This window comes from Spirosoma luteolum (assembly GCF_054778875.1).
This window is the reverse complement of sequence record NZ_BAAGZE010000023.1, coordinates 384,984-399,487: the sequence shown is the minus strand read 5'-3', so window position 1 is coordinate 399,487 and position 14,504 is coordinate 384,984. Positions and strand designations below refer to the sequence as shown.

The following is a 14,504-nucleotide window of genomic DNA, read 5'->3' as shown; positions in this document are numbered from 1 at the left end:
TAAGGGTGACTATTTTTTAATTATTTTATTATTTGATCGCATTATTTTGATATAAAAATTAAAAATACTCAATATTGGGTAGGTATAATCCTAAACTAACGCGTATAAAAACGTATTGTATGGAACACATGTACGGTATGACCGCCCGGCTCTGGCTTCTGGCGGTTTTGTTATTTATGGGCCCGCTGGTACTGGCACAGGGTACACTGCGCACCGGACGCGTCATTGGCCAATCCGACGCCACTGGCCTGCCCGGCGTGAACGTATCGGTGAAGGGAACCAACCGGGGCGTAGTGACCAACGCCAATGGCGAGTACAGTATTCCGGCGAACAACAACGCCGTGCTGGTCTACTCGTTTATCGGGTACAAAGCGCAGGAGGTAGCCGTAGGTAGTCAGACCACGATCAATGTGACGCTGGCCGAAGATGTGTCGACGCTGAGTGAGGTGGTCGTAACGGGCTATAGTGCTCAGTCGAAGCGGGATATCACCGGAGCCGTAGCAACCGTGAATACCAAAGACTTACTGTCGATTCCGGCCACCGATGTAGCGCAGCAGCTGCAGGGCCGGGTAGCCGGTGTAACGGTAACGAACGACGCTACGCCGGGCGGCAGTGCCACGGTCCGGATTCGGGGCTTCGGTACGATCGGCAACAACGATCCGCTGTACATCATCGACGGGGTGCCTACCCAGAACCTGGGCACCATCAATCAGAACGATATCGAAACCATTCAGGTGCTGAAAGACGCGTCAGCGTCGTCGATCTACGGGTCGCGGGCGGCCAACGGGGTCGTGATCATTACCACCAAGAAAGGTAAGGTAGGCGTGTCGCGTATTACGGTCGATGCCTACTACGGATCGCAGCAGTGGGCCAAGAAAGGCGAAGTGCTGAACGCTACCGAGCTGGGTCAGTACTTATACTTGGCCGACGTGAACGCGGGTAAGACCCCGTCGCACGGGCAGTATACCTACGGAGCCAACGGACAGGTGACGATTCCGGCCTACGTGTTTCCGAGCAAAGGGGCCGAAGGCTCAGCCGCGGTAAACCCCAGTCTGTATTCGCTTACCCCCAGCAACATCTACCCCATCACGAAGTCGGCCAATACCAACTGGTTTGACGAGGTCACGCAGGTGTCCCCCATCCAGAACTACAACATTGGCGCAACGGGCGGCTCGGAGACGGGCCGGTATGCACTGTCGGTGGGTTATTTCAACCAGCAGGGCACGGTCCGGAATATTGGCTACGACCGCTATTCGCTGCGGGCCAATACCGAATTTACGGTGAAAAAACGGATCCGGGTGGGCGAAAACCTGACCGTCGCCTACAGTAGCCGCAAAGGCGGATTCAACAACAACGAGGAACAAAATGCCGTATCGGGAGCCTACAAGCACCACCCGCTGCTGCCCGTATACGACATTGCCGGCAACTTTGCCGGTAGTCGGGGGCTCAACCTGGGCAACAACGAAAACCCGGTGGCAACGCTTTACCGGCAGCGCGACAACCGCTACAATAGCCTCCGCGTGTTTGGTAACACCTACGCCGAAGTCGACCTGATTTCCGGCCTGACGGCCCGCACCACGATCGGGATCGATGCCAACGGCGACCGAGCCAAGTATTTGGGCCGGGCCAATCCGGAATACATCGAAGGTAGCTTCAACACCAGCCTGACCGATCAGAACCGGTTTGCCTATCAGTGGGTCTGGACCAATACGCTGAACTACTCTAAAACATTTAATACCGTTCACAAGGTCGACGCCTTTGTCGGAACCGAGGCCATCCGGCAGTATCAGGAGTTTTTCGAAGCGGGGCGAAGCAGCTTCTTCAACGAGCAGATCGATATCCAGAGCTATCTCGATTTGGGCACCCGGTCGACCTCGAGCAATGGGGGACGCGTGGAGCAGGATTACTCGCTGTTCTCGCTGTTCGGGAAAGTCAACTACGCCTACGGCGACAAATACCTGTTTCAGGCCATTCTGCGGCAGGATAAGTCGTCGCGTTTCCTGACGGCGTCGAACAGTGCCCTGTTTCCGGCCGTGTCGGCGGGCTGGCGGATTTCGCAGGAGAATTTCTTCAAAAACAACATTGCCTTTGTCAATGACATGAAAATCCGGGTCGGCTACGGCCTGACGGGTAACCAGGCCATTGGCGATTACAATGCCTACACTACCTACCAGTCGGATACGTTCCACTCGGGCTATCCGATCAACGGCGACCAGAGCACGGCGGCTGCCGGTTTCGATATTCTGCGCTTCGGAAACCCCAACGCCAAATGGGAGTCGACGGCCTCGACTAACCTCGGGTTCGACCTAGCCCTGGTGTCGAATAAACTCGATATCAGCTTCGACGTGTGGAGCCGCAAAACAACCGATATGCTCTTCACCACGCCCTTCACCTTCACAGCGGGCGACGCGGGTATTCCGGCCTATAACGTGGGCAGCATGCAGAACCGCGGTATCGACCTGGCCATTGGCTACAAAGACCGCGTGGGCAACTTCCGCTACGGAGCCAGCCTCAACTTTGCTACCTACCGCAACAAGGTGCTGAAACTCGATGAAAGCGAAAACACCCGCTACTTCGGCTACGGCTCGCGCGTGCCGGCCGTGACCGTGACGCAGGCCGGCCTGCCCATCTCGTCGTTCTACGGCTACAAAGTGCTGGGCATTTTCCAGACCGACGAAGAAGCCAAAACCTGGGCGCCCTACACCGATGGCTACAACCGGGCGGGTAAGTTCAAGATGGCCGATATCAACGGTGATGGCGTGATTACCGACGCCGACCGGACTATCATTGGCAGCCCGCACCCCGATTTTACCTACGGCGTGAATATCAATCTGGGCTATAAAAACTTCGACCTGACCATTTTCGGCAACGGGTCGCAGGGCAACAGCATCTACAACTACACGCGCTACTTCTCCGATTTCAACACCTTCCAGGGTAACCGGTCGCGCCGGGCGCTGTACGATGCGTGGTCGCCCACCAACACGGGGGGCACGGTGCCCATACCCGACGCCAACGATCAGGTCAGCAGCCGGCCCTCGTCGTACTTTATCGAAGACGGCTCGTATTTCCGGCTGAAGAACCTGCAGCTGGGCTACACCTTTCCGGCGGGGCTGCTGTCGCGGCTGGGGCTGGGTAGCTGCCAGGTCTACGTGCAGAGCCAGAACCTGCTGACGTTCACCAAATACCAGGGCCTGAACCCCGAGATCAGCATCTCAAACAATTTCAACGGGGATAAAAACCGGAACCTGGGCTTCGACGGCGGCTATCTGCCCGCGTCGCGCACGTTCCTGTTCGGTCTGAACCTTGGTTTCTAACCCATCTTTTCCACGAAAAACTGTTGCCTCCTATGCAGCCATTTCATAAAAAATTAACCATTTCGGCGTTGTCGCTGGCGGGTATGCTGGTTGTTAACGCCTGTAGTGACAGCTTCCTGACGCGCCCGCCCCAGGGGCAGTACAGCCCGGCCTCGCTGACCAACAGCAAAGGGATCGAAGGGCAGCTGATCGGCGCCTACGGGATGCTCGACGGACAGGGCATCGACGGGCAGTCGCCTTGGGAAAACGAAGTGCAGAACTGGGTATTCGGCGGCATTCCGTCCGACGATGCCTACAAAGGCACCGATGCCGGCGACCAGCCGGAGCAGTCGTTTATCGAGCGCTACGATTTTCAGCCCACCAACGGCCACATCCGCAACAAGTGGCGGGGCCTGTACGAAGGCGTGGCTCGCTGCAACGACGTGCTCGACAATCTGGTGAATGTGAAGGATATTTCCGATGCACGTCGGAAGCAGATCGAGGCCGAGGCCAAATTCCTGCGGGGCTACTTCCATTTTGAAGCCCGCAAGATTTTCCGGTATGCGCCCTACATCGACGAAAAAATCTACGATGTAAACGATCCGAACTCGACCAAAATCCCGAACACCGCCGAGATATGGCCCAACATCGAAGCCGACTTTACGGCGGCTGCGGCCGTGCTGCCCGAAACGCAAGCTGAGCCAGGGCGCCCGACCAAGTACGCGGCTCTGGCACACCTGGCCAAAACCTACATGTTTCAGGGGTTCGACGTGGCTACCGGAGCACCCAATGCAGCCAAGCTAACGGCGGCCAAAACGGTGCTCGATCAAATCGTCAACAGCGGCAAGTTTAGCCTGATGGACAACTTCTCGCAGAACTTCGACTCCGATACGCGCAACAACCGGGAGTCGATTTTTGAAGTGCAGTATGCCAAGTCGGCCTCCGACGACGGCGCGGCCACAGCCGGTATGGGACTGGCTCACCCGTACGCGTCGCCCTGGGGCTGCTGCGGTTTCTACCAGCCATCGCAAAACCTGGTCAATGCCTACAAAACCGACGCCAATGGCCTGCCCCTGTTCGATACGTTCAACAACAGCGACGTAACCAACGATCAGGGCGTAGCGCTCGATGCGGCCTACACGCCCTATACCGGAACACTCGACCCGCGACTCGACTGGACGGTAGGCCGGCGGGGTATTCTCTACAAGGATTTCAAAATCCACAACAGCGATTTCATCCGCGACCAGACCTACGCGGGGCCCTATTCGCCCAAAAAGCACGTGGCCTCGAAAAAGAACACGCTGCTGGGCGTCGGCTGGCAGAACCTGACGGCCAACAACTACCGCCTGATCCGGTACGCGCATGTGCTGTTGTGGCTGGCCGAAGCCGAGGTAGAGGTCGGCAGTCTGAGTCGGGCCAATACGCTGGTGAATCTGGTGCGCGCCCGGGCGGCCAACCCCGCCGATTTTGTAAAAAAAGCCGTGCAGGGCAGCACCCGCGATGCCTATACCGAAACAGCCGATCCGGCGGCCAACTACCTTATCAAGCCCTACCCGGCATCGGTGTTCGCCAGCAAAGAGTCGGCGCGTAAGGCGGTGCGGTTCGAAACCCGGCTGGAGTTTGCCATGGAAGGTCACCGCTTCTTCGACCTGGTGCGTTGGGGTGTTGCCGACCAGGTGCTCAATGCCTACGTGACAACCGAGGGTAACAAGCGCACGTACCTGAAGGGTGCCCGCTTCGTAAAAGGCAAGCACGAATACTACCCCGTGCCGCAGGAGGCTATCGATAACGCCTTCGTTGGCGGTAAAGCCACCCTGACGCAGAACCCGGCTTACAAGTAAGTACGCAGGTGACCGGCAAACCCGCTCCGATCTGGCCCGTTGCCCGATTGGGGCGGGTTTACCGGCGTGGGTCGGCAAAACAACTGCCCGCCTTTACGGTTATACTCTGAAAATAACGACACGATTATGGCGACGACATCCCCATTCGATCCCGATAAAGTTGATCCTGAATTCTATTCGCAGAATCCGAACCAGCACGGTACGTCGGATTACGGCCACGAGTCGGCCGGCGTAAGCGCCAGCACCTCGGGCGTCGACATCAACGATGTACCGGTTGAGCCTGTTGCCGGCGAAGGCAGCATGGGTACCACCGGTCAGCATGCCAACGAAGGGTCGGGTAACGGCTGGGACGTAGATCCCGCAGTGGCCCAGCGGCAGGACGGTAAGCTGATGAGCGACGAAGCCGCCCGGAAGCTGGACGAAGTAGCCGAGAACCCATCGGACGATGCACTGCTGCACCGCGCCGATGCCACCTATCTGGAACAGGGTGACGATCCGGGTAAAGGCTACGACCCGCACAACAAAGGGTATGACGGCAAAGACAAAGAAAGCGTAAGCTAACTTCAGGGTATCTATATGGTCTTTCGGCGACCGGTGAAAAGCTCACCGGTCGCTTTTTTTATACGCTTACTAGCCCGAAATGGGGCAATGTTTCGTAAACTTGACCCGTTCCTACCCAAATTACGTACTCAATCGCTCAGTAATCGGTGCTCATTGAAACCCGCGCCTACGCCCGAGCCGGCCTGCTTGGCAACCCCTCCGACGGTTTTTTCGGCAAAACGATCGCCATTTCGGTCCGAAACTTTGGCGCGTCAGTAACGCTTTACCCCTCGCCCGAACTTAATATCGAGCCGCAGCCGCAGGATACCAGCGTGTTCAGAAGCCTGCACCACCTGCGCGATGCGGTCAGTACTGTGGGGTATCATGGAGGGGTGCCGCTGCTGAAAGCGGCTATCAAGAAATTTGCTGAATACTGCGAGCAGGAGCAGATCCGGCTCCCCAACCAGAACTTTTCCATTCGCTACAACACGTCTATTCCGCGGCAGGTGGGCTTATCGGGCTCGAGTGCCATTATCGTGGCTACCTTCCGGGCGCTGATGCAGTTCTACCGGGTCGAGATTCCGCTGCCCATACTGCCCAACCTGGTGCTGGCCACCGAAACCGATGAGCTGGGCATCACGGCCGGCCTGCAGGACCGCGTGATTCAGTGCTACGAGGGCTGCGTGTACATGAACTTTGAGCAGTTGATCATGGAGCGGCAGGGGCATGGCGACTACGAACCGATCGATGCCCGGCAGCTGCCCAAACTCTACATAGCCTACAATACCGACCTGAGCAAACAGTCGGGGCGGGTGCATAACGACGTGCGCGCACGCTGGCTCAAGGGCGAAGAAAAAGTAGTAGCCACGCTCAACGAGATTGCCGACCTGGCCCGGCAGGGCTACGATGCGCTGGCCCGGCACGATACCGATCAGCTCAACGACCTGATCAACCGCAACTTCGACCTGCGGGCGCAGATCTACACCATCAGCGACCGTAACCGCAGCCTCATCGATACGGCCCGCGCCTGCGGAGCGTCGGCGTCGTTTACGGGCTCAGGCGGTTCGATTATTGGACTCTACCGCGACGATGCCATGCTGAACCGGCTCTTCGTCGAACTCCGCAAAATCAACGCCCGCGTGATTAAGCCCTTTGTTGTTTAATGGCGATTGTGCGGTTGAGTGGTTGCTTGGTGTAATCACATCAGTTGCTCACTCAATCACTCAATCGTTCATACACTCAATAAAACGATGATTAAAAAAGCTGTTATACCGGCCGCCGGGTTTGGAACCCGGTTTCTGCCCGCCACCAAGGCGCAACCCAAAGAGATGCTGCCCATCATCGACCGCCCCACCATTCAGTATGTGGTGCAGGAAGCCGTCGACTCGGGTATCGAGGATATCCTGATTATTACGGGTAAGGGGAAGCGGGCCATCGAAGACCACTTCGACCGCAACTACGAGCTTGAAACCCGGCTCGAAGAAAAGGAAGATCAGCTCCTGCTCGACGAAATGCGCCGGCTCTCGGACATGGCTAATCTGCACTACGTGCGGCAGCGCGAACTCAACGGCCTGGGCGACGCCATTCGGTATGCCCGGCACCACGTGGGAAACGAGCCTTTTGCGGTACTGCTCGGCGATACCATTATGGACTCGGTAATTCCGGTGACGCAGCAGCTGATCGATACCTACGAACAGTACGGCGGGTCGGTGATTGCGGTTGAAGAGGTACCCCACGATAAGGTGAATCGCTACGGCATTGTGGGCGGCATCTCGCTGAGCGACCGCATCATGCAGCTCGACACGCTCGTGGAGAAGCCGTCGCTGAGCGAGGCTCCCTCGAATCTGGCCATTGCCGGGCGCTACGTGCTGACGCCCGATATTTTTACGATGCTCGATCAGACACCGGCCGGCAAGAACAACGAAATCCAGCTGACCGATGCCATGCTGCTGCTGCTGCGTCGCGAAAACCTGTTTGCGCACCGCATCGAGGGCAAGCGCCACGATATTGGCAATAAACTCGATTTTCTGAAAACAACCGTAGAATTTGCGCTCAAGCGCCCCGAGTTTGCCGACAAGTTTCGGGCCTTCCTAAAGGAGATTCTGGCCGAATAGCCTTTATGTATCCAGGGTTTTTGGTTTACAGTGTCCGGCTCACAGTAAACCAGGCCTATGGAAAAACTGTCCAACGGCAAAACCGGATACTGTAAATCAAAACCGTGCAATCTCAACCGTTAAACCACATGAACTACCTCCGCTTATCTGCTGCTGGCCTGCTGGCCCTGGCACTCACCTGTAGCAACCATCCGGCCAATGCCGATGCAACGGCCCGCCCGCCCAAAGGCAAGTGGGAAACCCTGTTTGATGGCAAAGATTTTAAAGGCTGGCACAACTACCTCAAAGCCGGTCAACCCGTATCGGATAAGTGGGCAGTCGATAACGGCGCCATTCACTACACCGGCGGTGGGGGTGGTGGCGACCTGGTGACCGATAAAGAATACGGTGATTTCGAACTGGAACTGGAGTGGAAAGTGTCGGAGGGGGCCAATAGCGGTATCATCTACCACGTACACGAAGATCCCAAGTACCGTGCCACCTACCAGACCGGCCCCGAGATGCAGGTACTCGACAATGAGCGCCACCCCGATGCCAAGATGGGCCGCGATGGTAACCGCACTGCCGGTTCGCTCTATGATCTACAGAAACCGGTGACACCTAATGCGGCCAAACCGGCCGGTGAGTGGAACAAGGCCCGGCTGGTGATCAAAGACGGCAAAGCCGAGCAGTACCTCAACGGCAAGAAAACAGCCGAGTACCCTACCAGTGGCCCCGAGTGGGATAAGATGGTAGCCGAAAGTAAGTTTAAGGGCTGGGAAGGGTTCGGCAAGTATGCCACCGGCCACATTGCCCTGCAGGACCACGGCGACAAAGTGTGGTTCCGCAACATCCGTATCCGCGAACTTTAACCGGTGACCGGTCTGTGGTTCACTGGTTGTAATGGCTGTCGCCCGACGATGTACCGTCCGACAGCCACCGTAAACTGAGTGCCGAAAACCGTAAGCCGCAACCTGTAAACCCTACACTGATCATGAAATCATCCCGCCGTATGGCGCTGAAAACCCTGACCGGAACAGCCCTGTCGCTGCCTGCACTGACCTCCGCCGTGGCGGCTTCGCCAACGACCGCGTTGGTAGCGCCCAAGCTGAAAGGCAACATCAACCATTCGGTATGTCGCTGGTGCTATAGCAAAACGCCTTTCGAGGAGCTCTGCAAAGCGGCCAAAGAGATCGGTATCAAGTCGATCGAACTGGTTGACCCGCCCGAATGGCCGATCCTCAAAAAATATGGCCTCACCTCGGCGCTGCCGCAGGGCGCCGGCAAGGGTATTGTCGATGGGTTCAATGATCCAAAGAATCACGACGAACTGGTGGCCAGCTATGAAGCTATTTTTCCGAAGCTGAAAGAAGCCGGTTACAGTACCATCATCTGTTTCTCGGGCAACCGGCGGGGGATGAGCGACGAAGAGGGCATGAAAAACTGCGCCGTCGGTCTGAAGCGGTTGATGCCTAGCGCCGAGAAATACGGCATTACCATGATTATGGAGCTGCTCAACAGCAAGGTCGACCATAAAGACTACATGTGCGACCACACGGCCTGGGGCGCGGAGCTGTGCAAACTGGTTGGTTCGGAGCGTTTCAAGCTGCTCTACGATATCTACCACATGCAGATCATGGAAGGCGACATTATCCGGACGATCCGCAAGTACAGCCAGTATATCGGTCACTACCACACGGGCGGTAACCCCGGTCGCAACGAGATCGACGAAACGCAGGAAATCTACTACCCCGCCGTGATGCGGGCCATTGTCGAAACAGGCTACAAAGGATACGTAGCGCAGGAGTTTATTCCGAAGCGCGAGCCACTTAAAAGCCTGAAAGAAGCGGTGCTGCTCTGCGACGTGTAGATCAGCCCCATGTCTGAAAACCCCAACCGAATGGGTAATTGGTCGGCTACGGCAGGAACCAATTGCCCATTCGGCGTATTTATCCAGGTACATAGCCGGAGCCAGCAGCGGCTGGCTCCGGCTTTTTTGTCTGTTCGTTATGCAAGCCGTTGATAGTCATTTGTTTTTGGTTGTGGGGGCGGCTCTGTTCAGCATCGGGCTGGCGGTAGTGCTGTTCAAGCGCCATGCCATTGTCGTGTTGATGGGAATCGAGCTGATGCTCAACGCGGTCAATATCAATCTGGTAGCCTTCAGTCAGTTCGACCCCGACCGGCTGCAGGGGCAGATGCTCAGCCTGTTCGTAATGGTAGTGGCTGCGGCCGAGTCGGCGGTGGCGCTGGCCATTGTGCTACAGGTGTACCGCCATTTCCGGACGGCGCAGCTCGACGAACTCAACGAACTTCGGCAGTAACCGGCGCTGCCTCTCCCGTATGAATCCTGATTTTGAACCCATTATCGACGGCATACTGACCCAGGGCTACGGCCTGGTCGATGCGTTTCTGTCGCCCGACGAGACAAGGGCGCTGACCGCCCGTTTGCACGAGCGCCGGCAGGCGGGGCTGTTCCGGCAGGCCGGTATCGGCAATCAGCAGGTGCTGGTCGAAACCGCCATCCGGGGCGATGAGATCATGTGGATCGAGGCCGATACGGCCACACCCGAAGAAGCCTCCTTCCTGGCCCGCATTGCCGAGTTCATCGACTACGTCAACCAGACCTGTTACCTGGGCCTGCGCGACGCCGAATTTCACTATGCGCGCTACCCGGTAGGTACTGGCTACAAGCGCCACCTCGACCGGTTTCGCAGCGATTCGCGCCGAAAACTGTCGGTGATCTGCTACCTCAATACCGACTGGCAGGAAGAGGAAGGCGGCCAGCTGGCGCTTTTTCTACCCAGCAACGACGGCAGCGAGCAAACCGTAATGGTATCGCCCGTGGGCGGTCGGCTGGTATGTTTCGAGAGCGACCGGCTCGAACACGAGGTGCGCCCCGCCACCCGCGAACGCCTGAGCCTGACTGGCTGGCTCAAAACAAACTAACACCGGCCAACCCCCTCTGCAAACGGGTGGCGGGTTGTTTCCCCACCGCAGAATCGGGATATTTGCGGCCACATTCACCATGCCCATGTCCATACACCTGGTTTCCATCCTGCTGTTGCTGCTGCCGTTTGCCGGGGCACTGGCTGTGCTGGGAGCCGGCCGGCGGGGGGCGGGTCCGGTGGCCATTGCCCTGACCGCCCTGGGGCTGGGCCTGTCGGGCTGGCTAGCACTGACACTACCCGCCGAACCCCAGTCGTTTGGTTTTTCCTGGGCCACCTTCGCCGACCACGGGCTCCGTCTTGGCCTGCGCATCGACAGCCTGGCCGTGCTGATGTTGCTGGTCGTGCATTTCGTGGCGTTGCTGGTGCAGGTCTATTCACTATCGTATCTGCACGACGAACCCGCCCAAACCCGCTATTTCGCCAGTCTGCAGCTGTTTGTGGGGGCTATGCTGGGTATCGTACTGGCTGGCAACCTGCTGGTTATGTATGTATTCTGGGAGCTGGTGGGGCTGGCGTCGTACCTGCTCATTGGCTTCTACGCCGACCGGCCGTCGGCGGGGCAGGCAGCCCAGAAAGCGTTTCTGATGAACCGCGTTGGCGATATCGGCTTTCTGCTGGGTATTTTCATGACCTATCTGCATACCGGTTCGCTCGAACTGGGTGTACCGGTGGGGCCGCTGCCTACACTGGCCGGGCTGTGCCTGTTTATGGGCTGCGTGGGTAAGTCGGCCCAGTTTCCATTGCTGACCTGGTTGCCCGATGCTATGGAAGGCCCCACGCCCGTGTCGGCGCTGCTCCACGCGGCAACCATGGTGGCCGCCGGTATTTTTCTGCTGGCCCGTATTCATCCCCTGCTCTCGGCCGATGCGCTGGTGGTCATCACCGTGGTGGGTACCATAACGACCTGTTGGGGGGGGTATTCGGCCCTCTTCCAGACCGATATCAAAAAAGTACTGGCCTTCTCGACGGTGTCGCAGCTGGGTTTGATGGTGGCGGCTATGGGCACCGGCAACGTGGGGGGGGCTATGTTTCATTTGGTGACCCACGCGTTTTTTAAAGCCGGTCTGTTTCTGGGAGCCGGGGCCGTTATCCACGCCGTGCATACGCAGGATATGCGGCAGATGGGTGGCCTGCGCCGGGCCCTGCCGGTTACCTTCGCGGTGTATACGCTCTGTACCGCAGCTCTGATCGGACTGCCGTTTTTTTCCGGTTTTCTGTCGAAAGAAGTCATTCTGGGGGGCGCGTTTGCCTGGGCGGCCGGGCAGGGCGGTCTGGCCGCCCTGATACCCGTGCTGTTGCTCCTGTCGTCGGGGCTAACGGCGCTCTACATGGCCCGGCAGTGGCGGCTGGTGTTCTGGGGCGACTATCGGCACCCGTCTCTACCCGCCACGGCCCTGCACGAAGCCGACTGGCTCATACGGTTGCCCATGCTGCTGCTGGCGGGGCTTTCGCTCTTCTTCTGGTTCTCGATCAACCCACTCAGCGCGCATCACAGCTGGTTCTGGCGGCTGCTGCCGCTGGGTACTGAAACCGCACCGGTCTGGCTGGGGCCGGCATCGGTGGCGCTGGTACTGGGCGGAGCGTGGCTGGGTTTCCGCCTGCGCGACCCCAACCCGCGGTCGAGCTACGTGCGGCTGTCGGTCGAATACGGATTTCTGGATACCCTGTACCAGGCGCTGTTCATCAATCCGCTGCTGCGGCTGGCTGATCTGCTCAACCATACCGATCAGCGGGTGGTCGATCGGGTGGTCAACGGCGTGGGCGTATCGACGGTGGTGCTGGCACATCTGGCCAGTGTTGTCGACCGGTTTGGCGTCGATGGTCTTGTGAATAGCATGGCCTGGCTGGCGGGCCGGCTCGGACGCCTGACGCGCTCGGTGCAGAATGGTCGTGTACAGTCGTACATCACAGCCGCCGTTGTAGGGTTGCTGCTGGTGCTGTGGTGGGTATTATAACGGTTTTCGGTTTACAGTTTACGGCTTTCGGGAAGTCGTCGCAGAAAAGCGATACCCAGACCAAGCTTATCGTAGACTGTAAACGGTAAACCGAAAACTAATTGAGAAATGCTGCTTTCGTTACTGATCTTTTTACCGTTGCTGAGTGCGCTGCTGGTGGCGCTGCTACCGGAGTCGCTGGCAAGCCAGTTTCGCTGGATTGCTCTGGCGGTGCTGATACTGGAAGTTGTGCTGGCCGGGCTGGTCGGGGCCGGCTTCGACACGGCCCGCCCCGATTATCAGCTGCTCGAACAGGCCGACTGGATTACGCTGCCCCTCGGTAGGCTGGGCGTGGCGTCGATCGACTACCTGGTAGGGGTCGATGGCATCAGCCTGCCGCTCGTGCTGCTGTCGGCCGTGGTGATGCTGATCGGGGTGGTGTCGTCGTGGCAGATAACGCACCGGCGCCGAGCCTACTTTGCGCTCTACCTGCTGCTGACGGGTACCATCATGGGCTGCTTTCTGGCGCTCGACTTCTTTTTGTTTTTCCTGTTCTTCGAGTTTATGCTCCTGCCCATGTACTTCCTGATCGGGTTGTGGGGCGGACCACGCCGGGAGTACGCGTCCATCAAGTTTTTTCTCTACACGCTGCTCGGGTCGCTGCTGATTCTGCTGGTGATGATCGGCCTCTATCTGTCGGTGATCGACCCGGTTAGTACGGCCGTCGCTGCGGGCTTCATCGCCGATCCGGCCGAGGCCACCCCCGAACTGATTCGACTGGTGCAGAGCCACCTACAGCAGGGCCAGCTCAATCCGGCCCAGCTGGTGCATACGTTCGATATGCGCTACCTGGCCGATGGGGGCAACTACCTGCCCGACGCGTTTCTGAACCCGGCCGCCGAGCCGATGGTGCTGGGACTACCCGCCCGCATGCTGGCGTTCTGGGCTATTTTTATTGGCTTTGCCATCAAGCTGCCCATCGTGCCGGTGCATACGTGGCTGCCCGATGCGCACGTCGAAGCCCCCACGCCCGTATCGGTGGTGCTGGCCGGGGTGCTGCTCAAGATCGGGGGCTACGGCTTTCTGCGGATTGTCTGGAATTTCTTTCCCGATGGGGCGGCTCAGTATGCCCCCATCCTGGCGGGGCTGGGTGCCCTGTCTATCGTCTACGGCGGGCTCAACGCGCTGGCGCAGCACGACCTGAAAAAGATGATCGCCTACTCATCGGTGTCGCATATGGGCTTTGTACTGCTGGGCGTTGCCTCGCTCACGGGTGAAGGAGTCAACGGGGCCGTGTACCAGATGGTGAGCCACGGCATACTGTCGGCCATGCTCTTTCTGCTGACGGGCGTCGTCTACGACCGTACCCACGACCGGCGCATCGATTCATACCGGGGGCTTATGCAGCCCATGCCGCGCTACACGGTACTGACCGCCATCGCTTTTTTTGGTTCGTTGGGCCTGCCCGGGCTGTCGGGCTTTGTGGGTGAACTGTTCACGCTGATGGGCAGCTTTCAGTCGACCTGGCTGCCGGGCTGGCTCACGGCCGTGTCGGCCACGGGTATCGGACTGGCCGCTGCGTATTTTCTCTGGACCCTGCAGCGAATGTTTTTCGGCCGGTTCTGGTCGCGCCATGAGCCCGCATCGCCCGACGCGCCCAGCCCGCTTACCGACCTGACCCCCCGCGAGCGGCTGCTGCTCATACCGTTGGGGGTGTTGTCGGTGGTGCTGGGGCTGTTTCCCAACCTCATCTTCGATCTGAGCAGCGCCACCGTGGGGCAATGGCTGCTTCGGTTTGCCGTCGAGTAAAGCGCGCCGATACGGCCCGATGGGTGGGAGAGCCGGGGGGAATCCC

At 58.5% G+C, this 14,504-nt stretch carries 11 protein-coding genes; all 11 read left to right on the top strand.

Annotated elements, in window-relative coordinates; translation table 11 throughout:
• Window positions 1-128: 128 nt before the first annotated feature.
• The 11 genes from ACYVAC_RS21920 to ACYVAC_RS21870 all read left to right on the top strand — a co-directional run bounded on the left by ACYVAC_RS21920 (window position 129) and on the right by ACYVAC_RS21870 (window position 14,458).
• A complete protein-coding gene (locus tag ACYVAC_RS21920; protein ID WP_461100182.1) occupies window positions 129-3,314 on the top strand; it encodes a SusC/RagA family TonB-linked outer membrane protein in 3,186 nt (1,061 codons plus the stop codon).
• A gap of 32 nt (window positions 3,315-3,346) precedes the next feature.
• Window positions 3,347-5,134, top strand: coding sequence for a RagB/SusD family nutrient uptake outer membrane protein (locus tag ACYVAC_RS21915; protein WP_461099962.1), 1,788 nt, complete (start codon window positions 3,347-3,349; stop codon window positions 5,132-5,134).
• 126 nt (window positions 5,135-5,260) lie between these two features.
• The gene (locus tag ACYVAC_RS21910; RefSeq protein ID WP_461099961.1) at window positions 5,261-5,695 is read left to right on the top strand and encodes a hypothetical protein; all 435 of its coding nucleotides are present in this window, start codon (window positions 5,261-5,263) and stop codon (window positions 5,693-5,695) included.
• 146 nt (window positions 5,696-5,841) lie between these two features.
• Window positions 5,842-6,837 carry a mevalonate kinase family protein gene (locus ACYVAC_RS21905; RefSeq protein WP_461099960.1) on the top strand — a complete coding sequence of 332 codons (996 nt, stop codon included), beginning with the start codon at window positions 5,842-5,844 and terminating at the stop codon, window positions 6,835-6,837.
• 87 nt (window positions 6,838-6,924) lie between these two features.
• Window positions 6,925-7,788: a UTP--glucose-1-phosphate uridylyltransferase GalU gene (gene galU / locus ACYVAC_RS21900; protein ID WP_461099959.1), complete on the top strand. Its 864-nt coding sequence runs from the start codon at window positions 6,925-6,927 to the stop codon at window positions 7,786-7,788.
• A 128-nt stretch (window positions 7,789-7,916) separates the two neighbouring features.
• Window positions 7,917-8,639, top strand: coding sequence for a 3-keto-disaccharide hydrolase (locus ACYVAC_RS21895; RefSeq protein WP_461099958.1), 723 nt, complete (start codon window positions 7,917-7,919; stop codon window positions 8,637-8,639).
• A gap of 122 nt (window positions 8,640-8,761) precedes the next feature.
• Entirely contained in the window at window positions 8,762-9,637 is an 876-nt protein-coding gene (locus ACYVAC_RS21890; RefSeq protein WP_461099957.1) for a hydroxypyruvate isomerase family protein, read from the top strand.
• Window positions 9,638-9,776: 139 nt separating this feature from the next.
• A complete protein-coding gene (nuoK, locus tag ACYVAC_RS21885; protein WP_461099956.1) occupies window positions 9,777-10,088 on the top strand; it encodes an NADH-quinone oxidoreductase subunit NuoK in 312 nt (103 codons plus the stop codon).
• Between the two features lie 19 nt (window positions 10,089-10,107).
• Window positions 10,108-10,713, top strand: a complete 606-nt coding sequence (locus ACYVAC_RS21880) for a 2OG-Fe(II) oxygenase (RefSeq protein WP_461099955.1) — start codon at window positions 10,108-10,110, stop codon at window positions 10,711-10,713.
• 85 nt (window positions 10,714-10,798) lie between these two features.
• Window positions 10,799-12,670, top strand: coding sequence for an NADH-quinone oxidoreductase subunit 5 family protein (locus tag ACYVAC_RS21875; protein WP_461099954.1), 1,872 nt, complete (start codon window positions 10,799-10,801; stop codon window positions 12,668-12,670).
• A 108-nt stretch (window positions 12,671-12,778) separates the two neighbouring features.
• Window positions 12,779-14,458, top strand: a complete 1,680-nt coding sequence (locus tag ACYVAC_RS21870; protein WP_461099953.1) for a complex I subunit 4 family protein — start codon at window positions 12,779-12,781, stop codon at window positions 14,456-14,458.
• Window positions 14,459-14,504: the final 46 nt, after the last annotated feature.

Excerpts from the sequence above, each read along its gene's own strand:
- ACYVAC_RS21875 (WP_461099954.1), top strand. The coding sequence starts at position 10,799 with ATGTCCATACACCTGGTTTCCATCCTGCTGTTGCTGCTGCCGTTTGCC.
- ACYVAC_RS21870 (WP_461099953.1), top strand. The coding sequence starts at position 12,779 with ATGCTGCTTTCGTTACTGATCTTTTTACCGTTGCTGAGTGCGCTGCTG.
- ACYVAC_RS21910 (WP_461099961.1), top strand. The coding sequence starts at position 5,261 with ATGGCGACGACATCCCCATTCGATCCCGATAAAGTTGATCCTGAATTC.
- ACYVAC_RS21920 (WP_461100182.1), top strand. The coding sequence starts at position 129 with ATGTACGGTATGACCGCCCGGCTCTGGCTTCTGGCGGTTTTGTTATTT.
- galU (WP_461099959.1), top strand. The coding sequence starts at position 6,925 with ATGATTAAAAAAGCTGTTATACCGGCCGCCGGGTTTGGAACCCGGTTT.
- ACYVAC_RS21915 (WP_461099962.1), top strand. The coding sequence starts at position 3,347 with ATGCAGCCATTTCATAAAAAATTAACCATTTCGGCGTTGTCGCTGGCG.
- ACYVAC_RS21880 (WP_461099955.1), top strand. The coding sequence starts at position 10,108 with ATGAATCCTGATTTTGAACCCATTATCGACGGCATACTGACCCAGGGC.
- ACYVAC_RS21895 (WP_461099958.1), top strand. The coding sequence starts at position 7,917 with ATGAACTACCTCCGCTTATCTGCTGCTGGCCTGCTGGCCCTGGCACTC.
- ACYVAC_RS21890 (WP_461099957.1), top strand. The coding sequence starts at position 8,762 with ATGAAATCATCCCGCCGTATGGCGCTGAAAACCCTGACCGGAACAGCC.
- nuoK (WP_461099956.1), top strand. The coding sequence starts at position 9,777 with ATGCAAGCCGTTGATAGTCATTTGTTTTTGGTTGTGGGGGCGGCTCTG.